General features: G+C 67.9%; 16 protein-coding genes. 7 read left to right on the plus strand and 9 right to left on the minus strand.

Features of this window, described 5'->3' with window-relative positions:
• The 3 genes from AC6EI8_RS05870 to AC6EI8_RS05880 all read left to right on the plus strand — a co-directional run.
• A partial coding sequence (locus tag AC6EI8_RS05870) for a flagellar hook-length control protein FliK (RefSeq protein WP_498381493.1) occupies positions 1 to 447 on the plus strand: 447 nt, incomplete at its 5' end.
• Positions 448 to 587: 140 nt separating this feature from the next.
• Positions 588 to 1,253, plus strand: coding sequence for a DNA oxidative demethylase AlkB (gene alkB / locus AC6EI8_RS05875; protein WP_498381494.1), 666 nt, complete (start codon positions 588 to 590; stop codon positions 1,251 to 1,253).
• A gap of 317 nt (positions 1,254 to 1,570) precedes the next feature.
• Complete coding sequence (locus tag AC6EI8_RS05880; protein WP_498381495.1) at positions 1,571 to 3,415, plus strand: PhoX family protein; 1,845 nt, start codon at positions 1,571 to 1,573, stop codon at positions 3,413 to 3,415.
• Positions 3,416 to 3,592: 177 nt separating this feature from the next.
• On the opposite strand, the gene AC6EI8_RS05885 is transcribed toward AC6EI8_RS05880, so the two are convergent.
• The 3 genes from AC6EI8_RS05885 to AC6EI8_RS05895 all read right to left on the minus strand — a co-directional run bounded on the left by AC6EI8_RS05885 (position 3,593) and on the right by AC6EI8_RS05895 (position 7,858).
• Positions 3,593 to 5,722 carry an FUSC family protein gene (locus tag AC6EI8_RS05885; protein WP_498381496.1) on the minus strand — a complete coding sequence of 710 codons (2,130 nt, stop codon included), beginning with the start codon at positions 5,720 to 5,722 and terminating at the stop codon, positions 3,593 to 3,595.
• 480 nt (positions 5,723 to 6,202) lie between these two features.
• Positions 6,203 to 6,901, minus strand: a complete 699-nt coding sequence (locus AC6EI8_RS05890; RefSeq protein ID WP_149319494.1) for an aspartate/glutamate racemase family protein — start codon at positions 6,899 to 6,901, stop codon at positions 6,203 to 6,205.
• 84 nt (positions 6,902 to 6,985) lie between these two features.
• A complete protein-coding gene (locus AC6EI8_RS05895) occupies positions 6,986 to 7,858 on the minus strand; it encodes a LysR family transcriptional regulator (protein ID WP_498381497.1) in 873 nt (290 codons plus the stop codon).
• 137 nt (positions 7,859 to 7,995) lie between these two features.
• Between AC6EI8_RS05895 and argH the strand changes: the two genes are divergently transcribed.
• Positions 7,996 to 9,570 carry an argininosuccinate lyase gene (gene argH / locus AC6EI8_RS05900; RefSeq protein ID WP_498381498.1) on the plus strand — a complete coding sequence of 525 codons (1,575 nt, stop codon included), beginning with the start codon at positions 7,996 to 7,998 and terminating at the stop codon, positions 9,568 to 9,570.
• A 96-nt stretch (positions 9,571 to 9,666) separates the two neighbouring features.
• Here argH and AC6EI8_RS05905 read toward each other — a convergent pair whose 3' ends face one another.
• The 4 genes from AC6EI8_RS05905 to AC6EI8_RS05920 form a co-directional block, all read right to left on the minus strand.
• A complete protein-coding gene (locus AC6EI8_RS05905; RefSeq protein ID WP_149319491.1) occupies positions 9,667 to 9,861 on the minus strand; it encodes a DUF1059 domain-containing protein in 195 nt (64 codons plus the stop codon).
• A 123-nt stretch (positions 9,862 to 9,984) separates the two neighbouring features.
• The gene (leuD, locus tag AC6EI8_RS05910; RefSeq protein ID WP_498381499.1) at positions 9,985 to 10,635 is read right to left on the minus strand and encodes a 3-isopropylmalate dehydratase small subunit; all 651 of its coding nucleotides are present in this window, start codon (positions 10,633 to 10,635) and stop codon (positions 9,985 to 9,987) included.
• Positions 10,628 to 12,046: a 3-isopropylmalate dehydratase large subunit gene (gene leuC / locus AC6EI8_RS05915; RefSeq protein ID WP_498381500.1), complete on the minus strand. Its 1,419-nt coding sequence runs from the start codon at positions 12,044 to 12,046 to the stop codon at positions 10,628 to 10,630. The genes leuD and leuC overlap by 8 nt, the downstream gene beginning before the upstream one ends.
• Positions 12,047 to 12,125: 79 nt before the next feature.
• Positions 12,126 to 13,100, minus strand: coding sequence for a tripartite tricarboxylate transporter substrate binding protein (locus tag AC6EI8_RS05920; protein WP_498381501.1), 975 nt, complete (start codon positions 13,098 to 13,100; stop codon positions 12,126 to 12,128).
• Positions 13,101 to 13,292: 192 nt separating this feature from the next.
• On the opposite strand from AC6EI8_RS05920, the gene AC6EI8_RS05925 reads away from it, so the two are divergent.
• Positions 13,293 to 14,219: a LysR family transcriptional regulator gene (locus tag AC6EI8_RS05925; protein ID WP_149319488.1), complete on the plus strand. Its 927-nt coding sequence runs from the start codon at positions 13,293 to 13,295 to the stop codon at positions 14,217 to 14,219.
• Between the two features lie 63 nt (positions 14,220 to 14,282).
• Here AC6EI8_RS05925 and AC6EI8_RS05930 read toward each other — a convergent pair whose 3' ends face one another.
• Positions 14,283 to 15,740, minus strand: coding sequence for an MFS transporter (locus tag AC6EI8_RS05930; RefSeq protein ID WP_498381502.1), 1,458 nt, complete (start codon positions 15,738 to 15,740; stop codon positions 14,283 to 14,285).
• Positions 15,740 to 16,591, minus strand: coding sequence for a ParB-like protein (locus AC6EI8_RS05935; RefSeq protein WP_498381503.1), 852 nt, complete (start codon positions 16,589 to 16,591; stop codon positions 15,740 to 15,742). The genes AC6EI8_RS05930 and AC6EI8_RS05935 overlap by 1 nt, the downstream gene beginning before the upstream one ends.
• 495 nt (positions 16,592 to 17,086) lie before the next feature.
• Here AC6EI8_RS05935 and AC6EI8_RS05940 point away from each other — a divergent pair, with 495 nt between their 5' ends.
• On the plus strand, positions 17,087 to 17,746 hold the full coding sequence (locus tag AC6EI8_RS05940) for a uracil-DNA glycosylase family protein (RefSeq protein ID WP_498381504.1): 660 nt from the start codon (positions 17,087 to 17,089) through the stop codon (positions 17,744 to 17,746).
• Positions 17,747 to 18,040: 294 nt separating this feature from the next.
• On the plus strand, positions 18,041 to 18,529 hold the full coding sequence (locus tag AC6EI8_RS05945; protein WP_498381505.1) for a YtxH domain-containing protein: 489 nt from the start codon (positions 18,041 to 18,043) through the stop codon (positions 18,527 to 18,529).
• The last annotated feature ends 63 nt before the right edge of the window (positions 18,530 to 18,592 follow it).

The following is an 18,592-nucleotide window of genomic DNA, read 5'->3' on the forward strand; positions in this document are numbered from 1 at the left end:
CTGGCCCCGCGCGTCGGCGATCCGCAGTGGCCGCAGGCCCTGGGCCAGCAGATGGTCCGCCTGACCACGCAGGGCAACCACACCGCCGAACTGCAACTGAACCCGCCCGACCTTGGTCCGCTGAAGGTCGTGCTCAATGTGGTCAACGACCAGGCCCAGGCCCAGTTCGTCTCGCCGCACGCCAGCGTGCGCGCGGCGCTCGAAGCCGCCCTGCCCCAACTGCGCCATGCGATGGCCGACAGCGGCATCCAGCTCGGCCAGACCTCGGTCGGCGCCGAGCAGTTCGCCGGCCAGCCGGGCCAGGGGCAACAGCAGGCCCCGCAGCATCGCGGCCAGGGTTTCGCCCAGGGCGTGACGGAGTTCCAGCAGCCTGGCGCGGCCCAGACGGCGACGGCACTGGCGGCGCCGCGTCGCGTGGCGCTGGGTGAGGTCGATACGTTCGCCTGAGCAGGCGGATAGTCAGCTGGGTGGGCTCCCTCTCCCCCAACCCCTCTCCCGCGCGCGGGAGAGGGAAGTCAACCTGCGGGCGATTCCACCCGCCGGCGTATCATTCCCTCTCCCAGTGAATCGACACGCGCCGTCCCCCCATGACCTTCGACCTGTTCGACAACCTGCCCGAGCCCGACAGCCGCGGCGGGGAACACAGCGAAGCGATCGGGCCCGGTGCCGAGGTGCTGCGCGGCTTCGCGCTGTCGCGTGCACCGGCGCTGCGCGAGGCGATCGAGCAGGTCCACGCCCAAGCCCCCTTCCGTCATCTGGTCACGCCCGGCGGCTTTCGCATGTCGGTGGCGATGACCAATTGCGGCACGCTCGGCTGGGTGTCGGACGAGCGCGGCTATCGCTATGACCCCAACGACCCGGACAGCGGCCGGCCCTGGCCCGCGATGCCGGCGGTCTTCGTCGAACTGGCGCGCGAGGCCGCGGCGGCGGCCGGGTATCCCGGCTTTGTACCGGATGCCTGCCTGATCAACCGCTATACGCCCGGCACGCGGCTGTCGCTGCATCAGGACCGCAACGAGCGCGATCTGCATGCGCCGATCGTTTCCGTCTCGCTGGGACTGCCGGCGGTGTTTCTGTTCGGCGGCGCGCGACGCGCCGACCGTCCCGCCCGCATCCGCGTGGCGCACGGCGATATCGTCGTCTGGGGCGGGCCGAGCCGGCTCTTCTATCACGGCATCGCGCCACTGGCCGACGGCGACCATCCGCTGCTGGGGACGCTTCGCCTGAACCTGACCTTCCGCAAGGCCGGCTGAAACACGCCGGCATGACGGCGCGATGACACGCCGATGAAATTCCGATGAAGTTTCGTCGCCAAGGCCGCCGGCCGCGCCTTCCGCCGCACTTGATGCCATTGCATCAGACATCTTTTCATCGCGACGTCACGGACCGCCCCTAGCATCCACCTCGCCGTCAATTTGCACTTGCCGCTGCATTCATCGCATTGGCACGATGCGGCCGCGAAATGTCTTCGATTGCCCTCGATATCGCTTCGATAAGGCTTCGATAAGACCTCGATAGGGCCGCGATGCGATGCCCGGCATTCAATCCAACAAAGGGAGGTCCCCCCGTCATGTCTTACATCACCGATAAGGCGCGCGAGCCGCGCCGTGCGGCTGAAGGCTACATCACCGTTCCCGGCCAGACGCTCGAAGAGATCGTCGCCGCCAACCCGGCCCGTCGCAAGGTCCTGCGCGGCGGCCTGAGCCTGTCGCTGCTGTCGGTCTTCGGTTCGACCGGCCTGCTGGCTGCCTGCGGTGGCGACGACGATCCCGCGCCGGCCCCGGCTCCGGCCCCCGGCCCGACCCCGAGCCAGCCGCTGGACTACAGCATCGGCTTCAACCCGGTGGCGGACAAGGTCACCGCCGACACGGTGACGCTGCCCGAGAACTACTCGTACGAGGTCCTGTTCTCCGCCGGCGATCCGGTCGAAATCGGCTCGGTCGGCTATAGCGGCTCATTCCAGAGCTCGGCGGAAACCGAGCGCCAGGCCGGCGGCAACCACGACGGCATGCACTTCTTCGAGATCCCCGGCGTCGACCCGCAGAAGGGCGGCCTGCTGGCGATCAATCACGAAGCGATGGATTCGGCCATCCTGTTCCCGACCAGCTACGACGAAGCCACGGCCACGGCCGAGCAGAAGCGCATCGCGCTGTCGTCGGTCGGCGTGTCGATCATCGAAATCGAATTTGTCGACGGCAAGTGGCGCGTCAAGCGCGACTCGCAGTACAACAAGCGCTATACCGGCAACACCATCTACAAGGTGGGCGGCCCGGCTGCCGCCGCGCTCGGCGGCAGCGTGGTCGGCACGCTGAACAACTGCTCGAGCGGCGCCACGCCGTGGGGCACGTACCTGACCTGCGAAGAGACCACCGACAACTACCTCGACCAGTCGAACCCGGAAGAAGGCTACGGCTGGGTTGTCGAGATCGACCCGCTGAACCAGCTGGGCGCGCCGACCAAGCGCACCGCGATGGGCCGCTTCGACCACGAGAACACCGCGTACATGACGGACGCCAGCAACCGCGTGGCGTTCTACATGGGCGACGACGGCACCCCGGGCTGCATCTACAAGTTCATCCCGAGCAATGCCTTCGATCCGAACAACCGCGCCGCCAACGCCAACCTGCTCGACCAGGGCACGCTGTACGTGGCCAAGTTCAACGCCGACGGCTCGGGCCAGTGGGTCGAGCTGACCCAAGGCAAGAACGGCCTGGTCACCGGCGCCAGCGATCCGGGCAACTACACCCAGTCGACCACGCCGCCGGCGCCGACGACGGTGGACTTCAACACCCAGGCCGACGTGCTGATCAAGACCAAGGCCGCGGCCCGCGTCGCCGGCGGCACGCTGATGGACCGTCCGGAATGGATCACGGTGGGCCTGGACAAGACCGTCTACTGCACGCTGACCAACAACGGCGGCCGCCGCGTCACCGATGCGGCCAACCCGCGCGCCACCAACCCGCACGGCCACATCATCCGCTGGAAGGAACAGGGCGACTCGCCGCTGGCGACCACTTTCACCTGGGAAATCTTCCTGCTTGCCGGCGACCCATCGCTGGCCGCGGATAACCTGAAGGGCAACATCGTCGGCGACACCTTCTCGAGCCCGGACGGCATCCGCGTCGATCCGAAGGGCCGCCTGTGGGTGCAGACCGATGCCGGCACCGGCAGCAGCACGACCGACATCTTCGGTGCCAACTCGATGCACTACGTCGACCAGCAGACCCGCGAGTGCAAGCGCTTCCTGGTGGGCCCGCACGGCTGCGAGATCACCGGCATCGCCTACACGCCGGACCTGACAACGTTCTTCATCAACATCCAGCACCCGAACGGCGCATGGCCCAGCGCCAGCCTGCCGGCGCGCTCGTCGACCATCGTGGTTCGCCACAAGGACGGCAAGCCGATCGGCGCGTGAGCGTACGCCATAGCGTCCGATGCCGGCCTCGCGCCGGCAATTCCAGAAGCCCGACGGCGACCTGCCGTCGGGCTTTTTTGCTGGTTGGGCAGGAAGCCGCTCGAAAACCGGTCGATGCCGGCCAGGAAGCCGTTCAAGAGCCGTTCAGGAGCCGTTCATGAGCCGTTCAAGAGCCGTTCAGCCGGCCGCCAGGACGCGGCGCCAGCGGCCGCCGCGCGCGGGGACCATCGTGGCGATCGCCGTCACGCCGGCGTGCGCCTGCGCGGCATAGCGGCGGGCGAGCATCCCCTGTTCGAGCAGGAAGCGGTCGCGCCATGGCGGCGCGGCTTGATGGGTGCCGTCGTGCTTGGTGTCTTCGCTCTTCACGGCGATGTCGGTCGCTGCAGCCTCCCCTGGCCTCGCCGCCAGCGTCGCCAGTTCGTCCTGCACCTGCGCAAGCCAACGCCGCGTGTCGGCGCTCGCCGGTACCGGCGCTTCGCTGCTGACCGCCTCCGCGCGAATCACGCCGGCGAGCGCCGCCATCTTCCGCACGGTCACATGCAGCCGCGCGAATTCCGCCACGATGGCCTGGCCCAGTTCGGCGCCGGCCTGCTCGAGCGCCTGTTCCGCGCGCACCGATGCGCGGCCCGCGGCCACGCGCAGCGCTTCCAGCCGCGTCTCGGACGGTTCCAGTTCGGCATCGGACAGTGCCTGCGCAAAGGCCGCCCGCAGATAGATCGCATGGATGGCCACCGCTTCCCGCGCGCGGCGGCGGGCGCGTGACAGCTCGGCGCGCGGGGCGAGCACCAGATAGCTCGCCAGCGCGATCAGGCAGCCGAACGCGGTATCGGCGCCGCGCAGCATCGCGACGTGGCTGCTGTCGGAAGCAGGTTCGCCGATCCACGAAAACAGGATCACCGCCGGCGTCAGCATCAGTGCGAACAGGCCCGGGCTGCCGGCAAGGCGGGCCACATAGGCAGCGGACAGCGACACCGCGCTGATCGCCAGCGCGACTGGGGCGGTGGGATGCAGCAGCCCCACCAGGCAGGCCAGCAGCGCGCCGCCCAACGAGCCGGCGAAGCGCTGCAGCGAAATACGGCGCGTGGTCTGCAGCTGCGGGCTCAGCACCATGATCACGGTCACCGCGACCCAGTAGCCATGATCGAGCTGCCAGACCAGACCGGGCAGCAGGCTGAGGCCGCCGGCCAGTGCCAGCCGGGCCGCGTGGCGCGTCACGCGCGCATCGCGCGCACCGAGCTCGGCCAGCGTCGTTCCCCACGCGCGCAGGCCGATCCATAGCGAGCGGCGCGGCCAATGGAAAGACGCGCGCCATGCGGCAAAGTCGGGAAAGCGCGCCAGCGATGCCAGCGCGGCGTGATACAGCGGCGGTGCGCTGGCATTGGCGACCTGGCCGTGCAGGCGCTTGAGCTGCAGATACATCGACCGCGTCAGCGCGGGCAGATCGGCCGCATGGCGGGCCAGGCCCTGCTCGATCTGCTCGCGCAGATCGTCGAGGCAGCGATGCAGGTGGCGCAGCGGCAGCCGTTCGTGGCCGCGCCTGCCGCGCAGATCGGAAGCGACGATCAGCAGGGCGAACACCGCCTCGGCCATCGCGATCAGATAACGGTAATGCAGCAACGTGGCCGGATCGAACCAGCTACGTTGCGTCGCGATCAGTTCGCGCGCCTGCTCGATTCGTTCGCGAACGCGCCGCTTGCCGATGTCGGTCTGCGCATCGCCTTGCGTACTGGCGTCGCGGTCGTCGGCGAGTGGCGTCGCTTCGGCCAGCGTGCGGGCCAGCGCTTGCAGCGCCGCGAAGATCGCCACCATCTGCGGCCGCGGCCGCGTATCGCGTGCCGAGGGCAGCAGCGCCAGCGAGAGCGCGCAGGCAAACACGCCACCAAGCAGATAGTCCCGTCCCAGTTCCAGTGCCCATGTGGCGGCGCTCGCCTCGCCAACCGGTTGCAGGCAGGCTGCGATCAACACCACGTAGAGCAACTTGGCCGACAACGCAGCGGCCGTGCCGCGCAGTTCGACCATGCCGGCGGCGAGGCCGGCCGAGACCACTACCAGTAACGCGGCGATCGGGCTGCCGGCCAATGCTCCTCCGAGCGCGCTCGCGAGCGCCCCGCCGACGCCCACCGCGGCAAGCGGAGGCAACCGGTCTCGCGCGGTGCCGCCCGGATCGGCAAGGCAAGTCCAGATCGAAGCGGTGGCCGACCATAGCAGGCCCTGGTCGGCGCCCAGCCAACCCATCGTGGCAAGGGCGAGGAAGGACGCGCCATAGACCGCGCCGCGGCACCACAGGCCCCCGGCGCGGGCTTTCATGGCCGTCTCGCGAACGGTGGCGAGGATGGCGGCGGCGACGGCGGAAACTGGGCGGGTCAGAGCGGATACAACGCGCATCGGGTAGCGGAAATCGACGTTTCAGCCACTCTATGAGATTCGATGTTGCAACGCAATAAATTGACCGCCGGGACCGTGTATTCGCCGGGGTGGTGCGGGCTTGCCGCGCGATGGTGCGGGCGGATCGCCGGTGTGGTGCAGCGTGACGCCCGCAAGCCGCCATTCTCGGGGCGCGTCTTACGATATGCGGAAATCGCCGGGGAAACCGACCCGACCAGGCACGGCTCGCCGCCTTCGTAGGGGCGAAAAAAAACCGCGCGAAGTTTCGCGCGGCTGGAATCCACCGAGGTGGTGGAGGAGACAGACTCGACTATATACCATCTGCTGCGACGCAACAAGTCCGCTGCAAATACCCCGCGCTGCGACGGCAGATTTGTGGCATGAACGCCACAACATGGGGCTTCATTTGTCCGGCTCCACCGCGAGCCGCAACGCAGCGCGGGCCAACAGCCGCGTCGAGTCGAGCGTCGGCAGCGGCGAATTGGCATCGCTGATGATCAGTGGAATCTCGGTGCAGCCGAGCACCACCGCCTCGCAGCCCTGTGCCTTCAGACCGGCAATCACGCTCTGGAAGTACGCGGTGGTTTCCGTTCGCAGCACGCCGCGGACCAGCTCGTCCATGATCAGCCGGCCGATTTCCGCGCGCTCCTGCAAACCAGGTCGTACCGCCTCGATGCCCCGCGCCGCCAGTTTTTCCGGATAGACCTCGCTGTCGACGAGCCACCGGGTACCGGTCACGCCAACCTTGCGATAACCACGCCGAGCCGCTTCGTCCGCGACCACCTCGGCGATATGCAGCCACGGCAGCGGAGAATGCGGCGCGACATGTTCGAACGCCTGGTGGATCGTGTTGTCCGGACAGATCAGGAAATCGGCGCCGGCGCGCGCCAGCTTGTTGGCGGAATCGAGCATCAGCTCGCCGACACCGCGCAGGTCGCCGCGATCCAGGCAGGCAACATAGTCGGCCAGCGAAGGCGTATGCATCGAGATCTCGGGATGCCCGTGCGGCCCGAGAAACTGCGCGCCTTCGGCGCAAATGGTCCGATAGCACAGCGCGGCGCCCTCGGCGGAGCAGCCAACGATGCCGATATGTTTTGGCATGGCGTGAATTCCGTTGCGTTGGTCGGATGGCGATGGGATCACCGTGGGTCATTGTAGCGACGGCGGCGTCTGCCGGTCTTGCACTCAGCCGATCGCCCGCCGCAGGCAATCGACAAACGCCCGCGCCAGCGCCGGCTCCGGATGCTGCCGGGCGCGCAGCACGTAGCTGTTGAAGACGATCGCCGGCTCGAACGGCAGCGCCTTGACGCCGGCAATCCGCAGGCTCCGGATCACCACCGGATTCACCACGCTGACGCCGAGACCCATGCTGACCATCGTGCAGATCGTCGCCGCGTATGGCGTCTCCAGCGTCAGCTTGCGGCGATCGGGGACGAAGGCGGCGTCGATGGCGGCGCGCGTGCCGTCGCCATGGGTCAGCGAGATAAAGGTCTCGCCATCGAGATCGCTGGCCACGATGCGGCGCTTGCGCGCGAGACGATGGTCGGCCGGCACGATGCAGACGCCCTGCACATCGCGCAGCAAAGTCGCCTCGACGCCCGCCGTATCGACCACGTAGGAGACCAGGCCGAAATCGCAGAACCGCGTCGCGGTCCATTTGGCGACCGTCGGCGAATCGCTGGTATGGACGGAGATCGCGACGTCCGGATGCCGCTTGCGGAACTCGCGGATGGCGGGCGACATCACGCTCATCGCGATCGATGGCACCGCGCCGATGCGCAGTGCGCCCGTGCCGAGCTGCCGGATCGCACGCGCCGAATCGCGCAGCGTATCCAGGCCGACGAAGGCACGCTCGACATCGCGAAACAGCGCCTCGCCCTCGACGGTCGGCACGAGCCGGCCCGCAATGCGCTCGAACAGGCGAAAGCCGGCCTCGCGCTCGAGCTGCGCGATCACGCGGCTGACGTTCGGTTGGGAGGTATGGAGTTGCTCCGCGGCGATGGTCATCGAGCGCGCCAGCATCACCGCGCGGAAGGTTTCGATCTGCTTGAAGTTCATCGTGTCGTGGTGGAGAAGGCGCGTGGCGATGGTATATCAAATTGGTATGCGCCAACCGCAGATTGTGATTTGACGATATGGAGGACGATTTCCATACTGGCCCACAACGCAATGCCAATTCCCCCATCCCAGGCCATATGGACACGAACGCAATCGACACCACCAACGGCGCCAGCTGCGCCACCAACAGCACCGCAAACCACACCGCTTCCAAAGTCAGCCGCCGCCTGCAGCAGGCCACCGCTCCCGAAGTGTGCGAGCTGATCTACCTGCCACGGCTGAACCGCGATTTCGCCAGCGGTTTCCCTTATCTCACCGACATCAACCAGGCCCATCTGCTGATGCTGCATGCCGCCGGGCTGGTGCCGCGCGCGATGGCGGCGCGGATCGCGCGGGCGCTGGAGGAAATGGAACGCGCGGGCCCCGACGCGGTGCCGCTCGACCCGGCGCGCGAAGATGCCTACTTCAACTACGAAGCGCAGCTGATGCAGACCGCGGGCGCCGACGCCGGCGGCCGGCTCCATGTGGCACGCAGCCGCAACGACATCCTCGCCACGCATGATCGGCTGCGCGCCCGCGATGCCGGGCTGGCGCTGCTCGAGGCCATCCAGGCCTTGCGCGCGACCACGCTGACGATGGCGCGGCAGCACGCCGACACGGTGATGCCGGGCTACACGCATCTGCAGGCGGCGCAGCCGATCACCTACGGCTATTACCTCGTCGGTCTGGCCGACGCCTTTGCCCGCGATGCCGAACGGCTGCTGCGCGCACTCGATGCGCTCGATGCCTGCCCGCTCGGTGCCGGTGCGCTCGCGGGTACCGCCTTCCCGATCCAGCGCGAGGAAACCGCACGGTTGCTCGGGTTCTCGCGCTGCGTCGCCAACGGGCTCGACGCGGTGGCATCGCGCGATTTCGCCTGGGAGATGATGTCGGCGATGACGATCGCCGCCGTCGGCTGGAGCCGCATCGCACAGGACTATTTCGTCTGGTCGACGCCGGAATTCGGCCTGATCGACTTCCCCGACAGCGTGGCCGGGACGTCGAGCATCATGCCGCAGAAAAAGAACCCGGTCGTGCTCGAATACCTGAAGGGCAAGGGCGCCCATCTGACCGGCCTGCTGACCGCCGCGTTGTCGACGGTCAAGGGCACCAACTTCTCGCATACCGGCGACGGCAACCGCGAGAGCATGCGCAGCTTCTGGGAATGCGCCGACGAATGCTTGCGCAGCGCCCGGCTGCTGACGCTGGTGATCGGCTCTGCCACGCCGCTGCGCGACAACATGCTGCTGCGCGCGCGCCGGGACTTCTCCGCGGCCACCGATCTTGCCGATGCACTGGTGCGCGAGGCCGATCTGTCATTCCGCGAGGCGCACCATATCGTCGGCGCCGTGGTGCGCCAGGCGCTGGACGCGCAGCTGCCGGCCGACGGCATCACCAGCGACATGGTGGACATCGCCGCGCGCCAGCAGATCGGCCGCGCGATCGGCCTGAGCGAAGAGGCGGTGCAGCGCTGCCTGGACCCGGTGCAGGGTGTCCGCGCCCGCATGGCCGCCGGCGGTCCGTCGCCCACGCTGGTGCGCTCGCGTCTCGTCACGATGCAGGCAGAGCTCGACGCGGCCGCCGCGGAACTGGCGGCGCGGCGGCGGGCCGTCGCCAGCGCCCGCGCAACGCTCAAGCGCGAAAACGCGGCGCTCGCCGCGACCCCGGCCTGAGAGACCGGCCGCGCGCAACGTCGCGCCGGCAGAAACGAAACCGCCGGCTCGAAGCCGGCGGGTCATCGTGATCGCCATCGGCGCTGCCGGCGCCCATCATGCCGGCGGCGCGCCTTCCTTGAAGGCTGCCTTCAGCTGCTCGCGCAGCTGCGGCGAATCGTCATGATGATGGACCTCCACCGCATGCTGCACCGCGGCCTCCAGCAGTTCTTCCTCGCTGTCGGCGCTGATCGCCACCGTGCACTTGGTGTCGCTGGGAATTTCCCGGCAATCGATATATTTGCGTCCCATTGCTGCCTCCTGACGCTGCCTGCATGAAATGGCGGATCGAGGTCCGCCCAGGCGCCGCCGGCGCGACACCGGTCAAGGCCGGCGGGCTGCATTGAGTATAGGCAGGCGGCAGGCAATCGATGCTTACCCGGCGCTACCGCCGAGCCGTCGGCGCGTCACCGCGGCGATGTCGCGCGTCCAAGGCTCGGCGGCCCAGCGCCGCTCGGCGAAGGCCTCGATTTGCTGCCGATACGCCAGCGACAGGCCGATGATGTCCAGCCCCTGCAGGAACATCTCGCGATGGCGCGCCGACAGCGTAAAGCCGGCATCGAGGCCCTCGGCGTGCAGCCGCATCGCTTCGATGTCGATGCCGACCGGACCACCGTCGCTGGCCTCGATGATCTCCATCAGCGCGGCGACCTGCTCCGGCGGCAGCATCACCAGCAGCAGCCTGTTGTTCATCGCGTTCGAATAGAAGATCTCGCCGAAGCTCGGCGCGATCACCGCGCGGATGCCGTACTGCTGCAAACCCCAGACCGCATGCTCGCGGCTCGAGCCGCAACCGAAGTTGGAGCCGCCGATCAGGATCGACGTGCCGGCGTATTGCGGGCGATTGAGCACGAAGTCGGCGCGCGGCTCGCCCTTCGCGTCGAAGCGCAGGTCGTACAGCAGCCCTTGCGCCAGCCCCGATTTGTCGATGCCGCGCAGGAACTGCTTCGGCATGATCTGGTCGGTGTCCAGGTTCTCGATGCGGATCGCCGCGGCCTTGCCGTCGATACGAAGCGGTTCAGTCATGGTGGCGCTCCAGTGCGCGTACATCGGTGATGCGGCCAGTCACGGCGGCGGCGGCCGCCATCGCAGGGCTCATCAGATGGGTGATCGCCCCCCTGCCCTGCCGGCCTTCGAAATTGCGGTTGGTGGTCGAGGCGCAGCGCACGCCGGCCTCCAGCACGTCGTCGTTCATCGCCAGGCACATCGAGCAGCCCGGCTGCCGCCATTCGAAGCCGGCGTCGATCAGCAGCGCGGCGATGCCCTCGGCCTCGGCCTGCGCCTTGACCGCGCCCGAGCCGGGCACCACCATCGCGCGTACCCCGTCCGCCACGCGCCGGCCGCGCACCACCTGGGCCACCGCACGCAAGTCCTCGATGCGGGCGTTGGTGCAGGAGCCGATGAACACATGCTGGATCGGCGTGCCGGCGATCGGCGCGCGGGGCTCCAGGCGCGTATAGGACAGCGCCTGTTCGGTGCTGCGGCGTGCGGGGCCCTCCGGTTGTTCCAGCGGATCGGGGATCCGTCCGCCCACCGGCACGACCTGATCCGGGCTGGTGCCCCAGGTGACATGGGGCGCCACGTCGCTGGCATCAAAACGGTGTTCGACGTCGAAGGCCGCGTCGGCATCGCTGCGCAGTGCGAGCCAGGCGGCGAGCGCCTGCGGCCGCAGTTCCTCATCGATATCCGGCGCGCGTTGCAGCACGTAGTCGATGGCGGTGGCGTCGGGCGCGATCAGCGCGCCGCGCGCGCCGGCCTCGACCGCCATATTGCACAGCGTGAAGCGGGCCTCGACGCTGAGCGATTCGATCGCGCTGCCGCAGAACTCGACCACATAGCCGCGCGCGCCCTGCGCGCCGATCCGGCCGATGATCATCAGTACCAGGTCCTTGGCCGTGGTGCCGGCCGGCAGCGTGCCGTCGACGCGAATCCGCATGTCCTTTGCCAGCCGGTAGACCAGCGTCTGCGTCGCCAGCACATGCTCGACCTCCGAGGTGCCGATGCCGAAGCCGAGCGCACCCAGCGCGCCATAGGTGGTGGTATGGCTGTCGCCGCAGATCACCACCATGCCGGGCCGGATCATGCCGTGCTCGGGCGCGACCACATGCTCGATGCCCTGCAGCCGGTCGTTGGTATCGAACAGCGCAATCCCGTGCCGGTCGCAGTTGGCCTTCAGGTTGCTCGCCTGCAGGGCCGACGCAGGGTCGGCAATCACGCGGATCGCGCCGGGATGCGTCGGGATGATATGGCTGACCACGGCGACGTTCTGCCCCGGCATCAGCACCGGCCGGCCCTGCTCGTGCAGGCCGGCGAAGGCCTGCGGGCTGGTGTACTCGTTCATCAGATGCAGATCGCAGAACAGCAGGACGTTGTCGTCGTCCAGTCTGGCGACCGTATGCGAATCGACCAGCTTGCGATATAGCGTGCGGGGAATCATGCAGGGTTCCGAATGAGGCGATATGTCATGCCGCGATGTTCCGCGGCGCCTGTCGCGGGCAATGTGCCTGGCTTATGGCTTACTCCGCCGAGATGCCGCGCTCCTTGATCACCTTGGCCCACAGCGGCATTTCCTTGGCGAGGCGGGCGCGGGCCTGCTCCGGCGTGGACGGCATCGGATCGAAGCCCTCGCGCACCATGCGGGCCTTCAGTGCCGGCGCGTTCAACGCGGTATTGAGCGCGGCGTTCAGCTTGGTAATCACCAGCTGCGGCGTGCCGGCCGGGGCGAACACCATGAACCACGTCTCGAAGGCATAGCCCGGCAGGCCCGCCTCGGCGATGGTGGGCACATCGGGCATCAGCGGCGAGCGCTTGGGTCCGGTCACGCCGATCGCGCGCAGCTTGCCGGCCTGCACCTGCTGCTGCGCGGCGGACAGCACCGGGAAGCTCATGTTGACCTGGCCGGCGATGGTGTCCATCAGCGCCGGACCGCCACCGCGATACGGGATATGTTCGATCGGCACATTGGCCACGCTCTTGAACAGCTCGGCCGCCATATGGAAGGTGCTGCCCGGGCCCGCCGATCCATAGGTGTACTTGCCGGGCTGGGCCTTCAGCATCGACAGCAGCCCCTTCAGGTCCTTGGCCGGCAGCTGGTTGTTGACCACCAGCACATGCTGGGAGCTCGCCACCATGCCGATCGGCGCCAGGTCCTTCTGCGTGTCGTACGGCATCTTCGCAAACAGCGACGGATTGATCGCCAGCGACACCGTCTGCAGGCCGATCGTGTAGCCATCGCCGGCCGCCTTGGCGACCGCATCGACGCCGATATTGCCGCCGGCGCCGCCCTTGTTCTCGATCACGATGGTGCCGCCGAGCGCCTTGGCCCATTCGTCGGCGACGAGCCGCGCCGCGATATCGGCGCTGCCGCCCGGCGCGTAGGGCACCACCAGCTTGATCGGCCGCTCGGGATAGCCCTGCGCATACGCGCCCGCGGCGACGACCGTGCTACCGAAAGCCAGCGTCAGGCCGGCGCAAAGGAGTTGCAGTTTCATCGTTGTCTCCGTCCACTCGGGGGTTCGTTGTTGATTTCGTTATTGGTTTCGTTGTTGGTCTTGTTGTGGAAGGCATCGTATCATTGATGAAAACCAGCATAATTTCCGGCCGGATCATGCTTGATTAACTGCGATTCACGAATCACCACTCCCGTCGGTCGCTCGGCTCCCCCTCCACCAGATCCACCCTTCATGGACGGCTTTTCCGATCTCGCCTTCTTCGCCACCGTCAACAAGCACGGCAGCCTCGCGGCCGCCGCGCAGCAACTCGGCGTGACGCCCCCCGCGGTCAGCAAGCGCCTGGCCGCGCTCGAGCGGCGCCTCGGCGTGCGTCTGCTGCAACGGACCACGCGGCGGCTCAGCCTGACGCCCGAGGGCGAGACCTATCTGGTCGAAGGCGCGCGCGTGCTCGCCGAACTCGAGGCGCTGGAGCGCACCGTGGCGGGAAGCGGCGCGACGCCGCACGGCCTGCTGCGGATCAGCGCGACGCTGGGCTTCGGCCGGCGATATATCGCGCCGGCGCTGTCCGCCTTCGCGCGGCTGCATCCGCGCGTCGAGGTGCAGCTGCATCTGAGCGACCGCCCCGTGAACCTGGTCGAACAGGGCTTCGATGCGTCGATCCGCTTCGGCGAGTTGCCCGACGCGCGGCTGACCGCCCGGCTGCTGGCCAACAATCGCCGCCTGCTGTGCGCGACCCCGGCGTATCTGAAGGCCGCCGGCACACCCGCCACGCCGCAGGACCTGACGCGGCATCAATGCATCTTCATTCGCGAGAGCGACGAAACGTTCGGCACCTGGCATCTGCGCAGCGGCACGCGGCAGGAGACCGTCAAGGTGCGCGGCCCGCTGAGCACCAACGACGGCGAATCGGCGCTTGGCTGGGCGCGCGAAGGGCATGGCATCCTGGTGCGTTCCGAATGGGACGTGGCGCCGCTATTGCGCAGCGGAGAGCTGCAGCCGGTGCTGAAGGAATGGAGCTTGCCGAACGCCGATATCTACATCGTGTTCCCGACGCGCAGCCATCTGTCGGCGAAGACCCGTGCGCTGGTCGATTTCCTGCTGCAACGCTTTGCCGCGCACCGGCGCGTGGACAGCGGCGCGGCGCACAACGGCTGGTGAGGGTGACGATGGCGTGCCGGCGCGTTTAGTCGTGCTCAGTTGTGCTAAGTCGCGCTTAGTCGCTCAGTCGCGATACGGGCGCAGCGGCGCGGCCACCGCCTCCAGCGGCTTGCGTTCGGCATCGACCGCGTATCGCCACGCCAGCAGCCCGGCGACGATCACCAGCGCCGCGCCGATCGCATAACCGATCGCCACCGCTTCCCGGCTGCCCGTTTCGACCAGCATGCCGAACAGCGCCGGCGCGGCAAAGCCGCCGGCGCCGGTGCCGATCGCAAAGAAGATCGAGATGGCCAGTGCGCGGATTTCCAGCGGGAAGACCTCGCTGACCGTCAGATACGCGGAGCTTGCCGCGGCCGACGCGAGGAAGAATACCGCCGACCAGCACAGCGCCAAGCCGCGCGCCTCGACCCAGCCCTGCACGAAGGCCCAGCCGGTCAGCGCCAGCCCCACGCCGGACAGGCAATAGGTCAGGCCGATCATCCTGCGCCGGCCGACCTGGTCGAACAGCGGGCCAAGGATCAATGGGCCAAGCACGTTGCCGAGCGCGAAGGGGAACAGATAGAGCGCCACGCGGCCATCGGGCACGGCGTAGAAGCGCGTCAGCACAAGCGCGTAGGTGAAGAAGATCGCGTTGTAGAAGAAGGCTTGCGAGATCATCAGCGCCAGCGCGACCACGGTGCGTCTCCGATAGCGATGCAGCATCACGTCGGCGACATCGCGCCACGGCGTCGCCTGTCCCGCGGTGCGCGGCATTTTTCGCAGCACGGTGTCGTCGCGGGCGGTATGCGCCGAATGCCCGTAGACCTCGGCCTCGATCCGCTCGACGATCCGCAGCGCCTCTTCCGGGCGGCCATGCGTCAGCAGCCAGCGCGGGCTCTCCGGCACATCGCGCCGCACCAGCAGGATCGCCACGGCCAGGATCGCACCGAGCGCGAAGCCCGCGCGCCAGCCCAGCTCCGGACCCAGCACGCGGGGGTCGAGCAGCACCAGACTCAGGCCCGCGCCGAGCGCCGCGCCCAGCCAGAAGCTGCCATTGATCGCCAGGCTGACGCGCCCACGCACGCGAGCCGGCACCAGTTCGTCGATCGCCGAATTGATCGCCGCGTATTCGCCGCCGATACCCAGGCCGGTGACGAAGCGGCATAGCGCAAAGACCGCGAAGTTCGGCGAGAAGGCGGTCGCCAGCGTCGCGCCCATATAAACCGCCAGCGTCAGCAGGAACAGCCGCTTGCGGCCAAGGCGATCGGTCAAGCGGCCGAAGATCAGCGCGCCGAGCACCGCGCCGGCGATATAGATCGAACCCGACCAGCCGAATTGCGCGGCCGACAGCCCCAGCGTATCGGGCCGCTGCAGCACGCCGCCGAGCGAGCCGACCAGCGTGACCTCCAGACCGTCGAGCACCCATGCCACGCCGAGCGCGATCACCACGCGCCAGTGCCAGCGCGACCAGGGCAGCCCATCGAGGCGCTCGGGCAAGGCCGCCGCCGGCGCGATCGTGCTCGCCTGCGCGCGCGCCGTCATCACGCCTTTCCGTCGGACTTGCCGGACTTGCCCGAGCCGCCGGACTTGCTGGACTTGGTGCCCTTGTCCTTGCCGATGGAACCGAGCTTCGCCTTGCCGCCAGCCTTGCCGCGAGTCTTGCCATCCTCCCGGTCATCGAGATGACCCGGCAAGCCGCGCGCCTTGCTGCTGCGCGCCAGCTTGACGGCATGCGCGAGCGCCAGCGCGAAACCGGGCACCGTGTCGAGGCGCCCGTCGATATGGCGGCGAAAGAAATCGGCCCAGCGGAAATCGGGATAGGCCTGCTTGACCTTGTCGTAGCCGCCGGCCAATTGGGCGAAGGCCTCCAGGCTGCGGTACGGATCGTCGCGCATCTCGGCCAGCGAATGCGGCAAGGCGGCGAGCCCCTGGCGCTCGCCGTATTGATCGTAGGGATGGACCAGATGCCGGGCCTCCATCTCCAGCCAGAAGCGATCGGGCGGCAGCGCGCTCCAGTTGTGCTTGATCACCACCGGCACGCTTTCGATGCCGAGCTCATACCAGGCGCGCGCCCAGTGATGGTGGTCGATGACGTAGAAGGCCGGGCCGGGGCCGATCACGACATGGATGCGATGCCGCTCCATCAGCTCGATCTGCTTGCGGCCCTGATGGCGCAGGGTGACGTCCATCTTGCTCTGGACGTGATACAGGCCAACGGTCATTTGCGTGGGCCGCAATTGCCTGACGGGCAGCGTGACACGCGCACCCTTGCGCCAAACCTCGCCGGTCAGCGCTTCGGCCGGCGGCACCGCCACGGCCCCGCTGGCCGCCGTCCTGTCGTCGGCCGATTCCAGAGTGTCGCGCAACCGGGCGGTCTCGCCGATGCGTTTCATTGCCTTGCCTCCCTTGCGACCGTCTTGCCGTGGCTTCATGCGGGCCTTTTGGTGGTTCGCTGATGACCGGGGCGGGGCAAGAAGCATGCCGTCGGGCCCCGGTCCTCCGGTGGGCGCTCTCAAACCGCGATACTGCCGGTACGCGGTTGGCACGTTGTGAGCCGTACATCACTTTGCAACGCAGATTGTAAAAGGTTCAGGTGCTGCTCGCACCGCCCTGGGCCCACGACGGCCCCCGTCAACGCCGGGCTACTCGTCACCGCGTAGTGTCGCGAAACGCGTGAATCGCGACATCAAGCATGTCGTAGTGTCGGGAAACGCTCGAATCGCGACATTAAACATTCGGGTAGTGTCGGGAATCGGGGAATTTGCGACACTAAGGGCCGACGTAGTGTCGCGAAAGGGCACTATCGCGGATTTTCTCCCCGTCACAAAAAGTACGGCGCTAGCAGAGTTCCTCTGTAAAGCCATCGCGCCACTCGTAATACCGGACGTATGAAGATTCACCGAACAATAGAACTCGGCGCGCTGCTGGCCCAAGTCCGGGCCTGCAGGGCCTGCGAACCGGATTTGCCGCTCGGCGCCCGCCCTGTACTGCAGGCCTCGCCGCAATCCCGCATCCTGATCGTCGGCCAGGCGCCGGGGACGAAGGTCCACCAGACTGGCATCCCCTGGAACGACGCCAGCGGCAAGCGGCTGCGCGAGTGGCTGGGCGTCGATGCCGAGACGTTCTACGACCCGACCCGATTCGCCATCGTGCCGATGGGCCTCTGCTATCCCGGCCGCGCTGCCAGTGGCGACAAGCCGCCGCGGCCGGAGTGCGCGCCGATGTGGATGGACCGGATTCTGGCCGGGCTGGAGCACATCGAGCTGACGCTGCTCGTCGGCCTCCATGCGCAGCGGTATTTTGTCGGCGCCGCGAACAAGCCGTCGCTGACCGAGACCGTGATGGCGTGGGCGGAATATGGGCCGCGATATGTTCCGCTGCCGCATCCCTCGCCGCGCAATGTGGCGTGGTTCCAGCGGAACGCGTGGTTCGGTGAAGAGGTGGTGCCGATGTTGAAGACGCGCGTGGCCGAAGTATTGGAGAACGACGGGGTCAATGAGGCGGAGAGAACAGCACCACGTCGAATCGCGGCGAAGCCGCGTCCCTAAAGCCTCCCTGCAAATCCTTCTGCCAGCGCTTCTGCCAGCCCCTCTGCAGGCGTCTCTGCAACACTGATTTCCCCATCGGTAAATTTCACCTCCCCGCCGGGGCGCCGGATCGCTTTATCTGCGAGCTCGCACGCCGCTTTCGCCCACCACGCCGGCTCTCCTTCCGCACCGTCGAACTGGCACACCTGATGCTCCCCGCTTTAAGCGCTTCCCCGCCGCCGGGCGGGGGGTGTAGCCATTGTTCTCAAGGAGGCGCAAATGAACGACGGAATGCACGAGGAGCGGCGGGAAGGCATGCAGCGCGACACGCACGGCAGCAAGCCGGGCCTGCTGCCATTTGCGGTCGCGGCAGCGGTTGGCGCGGCGATCATGTACCTGTTCGATCCGCAGTCGGGCCGCCGGCGCCGCGCGGAGCTGCGCGACAAGGCCGAGGCAAGCCGCCACGACATGCAGGATCTCGCGGAGAAGCAGGCAAAACGGATCACCGACCGGATGCAGGGCATCGCGGCGAAGGTGCGCAGCGCGACCGGCCTGGGCAAGCACTCGGCCGATGACAACACCATCGCCGAGCGCGTCCGCGCGGAAATGGGCCGTCTCGTGGGCCACCCCGGCGCGATCGACGTGGCCGTGGTGGGCGGGCGAGTCTGGCTGAGCGGACACATCCTGTCGGCCGAACACGAGGCACTGATCGCGGCCGTGCGGGCCATCGCGGGCGTACAGGATGTCGACGATCGCCTGACCGTGCACGAGGAAGCCGGCAACGTGCCGGAGTTGCAGAGTTAGCGGTATCGCGCTGCCGCCCGAGAGGCTGGTCTTCCCCGGCCGTGCGGGAGTTCGGCGGTGTGC

The organism is Cupriavidus sp. R6-3, assembly GCF_059772245.1.

Coding starts and splice junctions, on each gene's coding strand:
- alkB (WP_498381494.1), top strand. CDS start 588: ATGACCTTCGACCTGTTCGACAACCTGCCCGAGCCCGACAGCCGCGGC.
- AC6EI8_RS05880 (WP_498381495.1), top strand. CDS start 1,571: ATGTCTTACATCACCGATAAGGCGCGCGAGCCGCGCCGTGCGGCTGAA.
- AC6EI8_RS05885 (WP_498381496.1), bottom strand. CDS start 5,722: ATGAAAGCCCGCGCCGGGGGCCTGTGGTGCCGCGGCGCGGTCTATGGC.
- AC6EI8_RS05890 (WP_149319494.1), bottom strand. CDS start 6,901: ATGCCAAAACATATCGGCATCGTTGGCTGCTCCGCCGAGGGCGCCGCG.
- AC6EI8_RS05895 (WP_498381497.1), bottom strand. CDS start 7,858: ATGAACTTCAAGCAGATCGAAACCTTCCGCGCGGTGATGCTGGCGCGC.
- argH (WP_498381498.1), top strand. CDS start 7,996: ATGGACACGAACGCAATCGACACCACCAACGGCGCCAGCTGCGCCACC.
- AC6EI8_RS05905 (WP_149319491.1), bottom strand. CDS start 9,861: ATGGGACGCAAATATATCGATTGCCGGGAAATTCCCAGCGACACCAAG.
- leuD (WP_498381499.1), bottom strand. CDS start 10,635: ATGACTGAACCGCTTCGTATCGACGGCAAGGCCGCGGCGATCCGCATC.
- leuC (WP_498381500.1), bottom strand. CDS start 12,046: ATGATTCCCCGCACGCTATATCGCAAGCTGGTCGATTCGCATACGGTC.
- AC6EI8_RS05920 (WP_498381501.1), bottom strand. CDS start 13,100: ATGAAACTGCAACTCCTTTGCGCCGGCCTGACGCTGGCTTTCGGTAGC.
- AC6EI8_RS05925 (WP_149319488.1), top strand. CDS start 13,293: ATGGACGGCTTTTCCGATCTCGCCTTCTTCGCCACCGTCAACAAGCAC.
- AC6EI8_RS05930 (WP_498381502.1), bottom strand. CDS start 15,740: ATGACGGCGCGCGCGCAGGCGAGCACGATCGCGCCGGCGGCGGCCTTG.
- AC6EI8_RS05935 (WP_498381503.1), bottom strand. CDS start 16,591: ATGAAACGCATCGGCGAGACCGCCCGGTTGCGCGACACTCTGGAATCG.
- AC6EI8_RS05940 (WP_498381504.1), top strand. CDS start 17,087: ATGAAGATTCACCGAACAATAGAACTCGGCGCGCTGCTGGCCCAAGTC.
- AC6EI8_RS05945 (WP_498381505.1), top strand. CDS start 18,041: ATGCAGCGCGACACGCACGGCAGCAAGCCGGGCCTGCTGCCATTTGCG.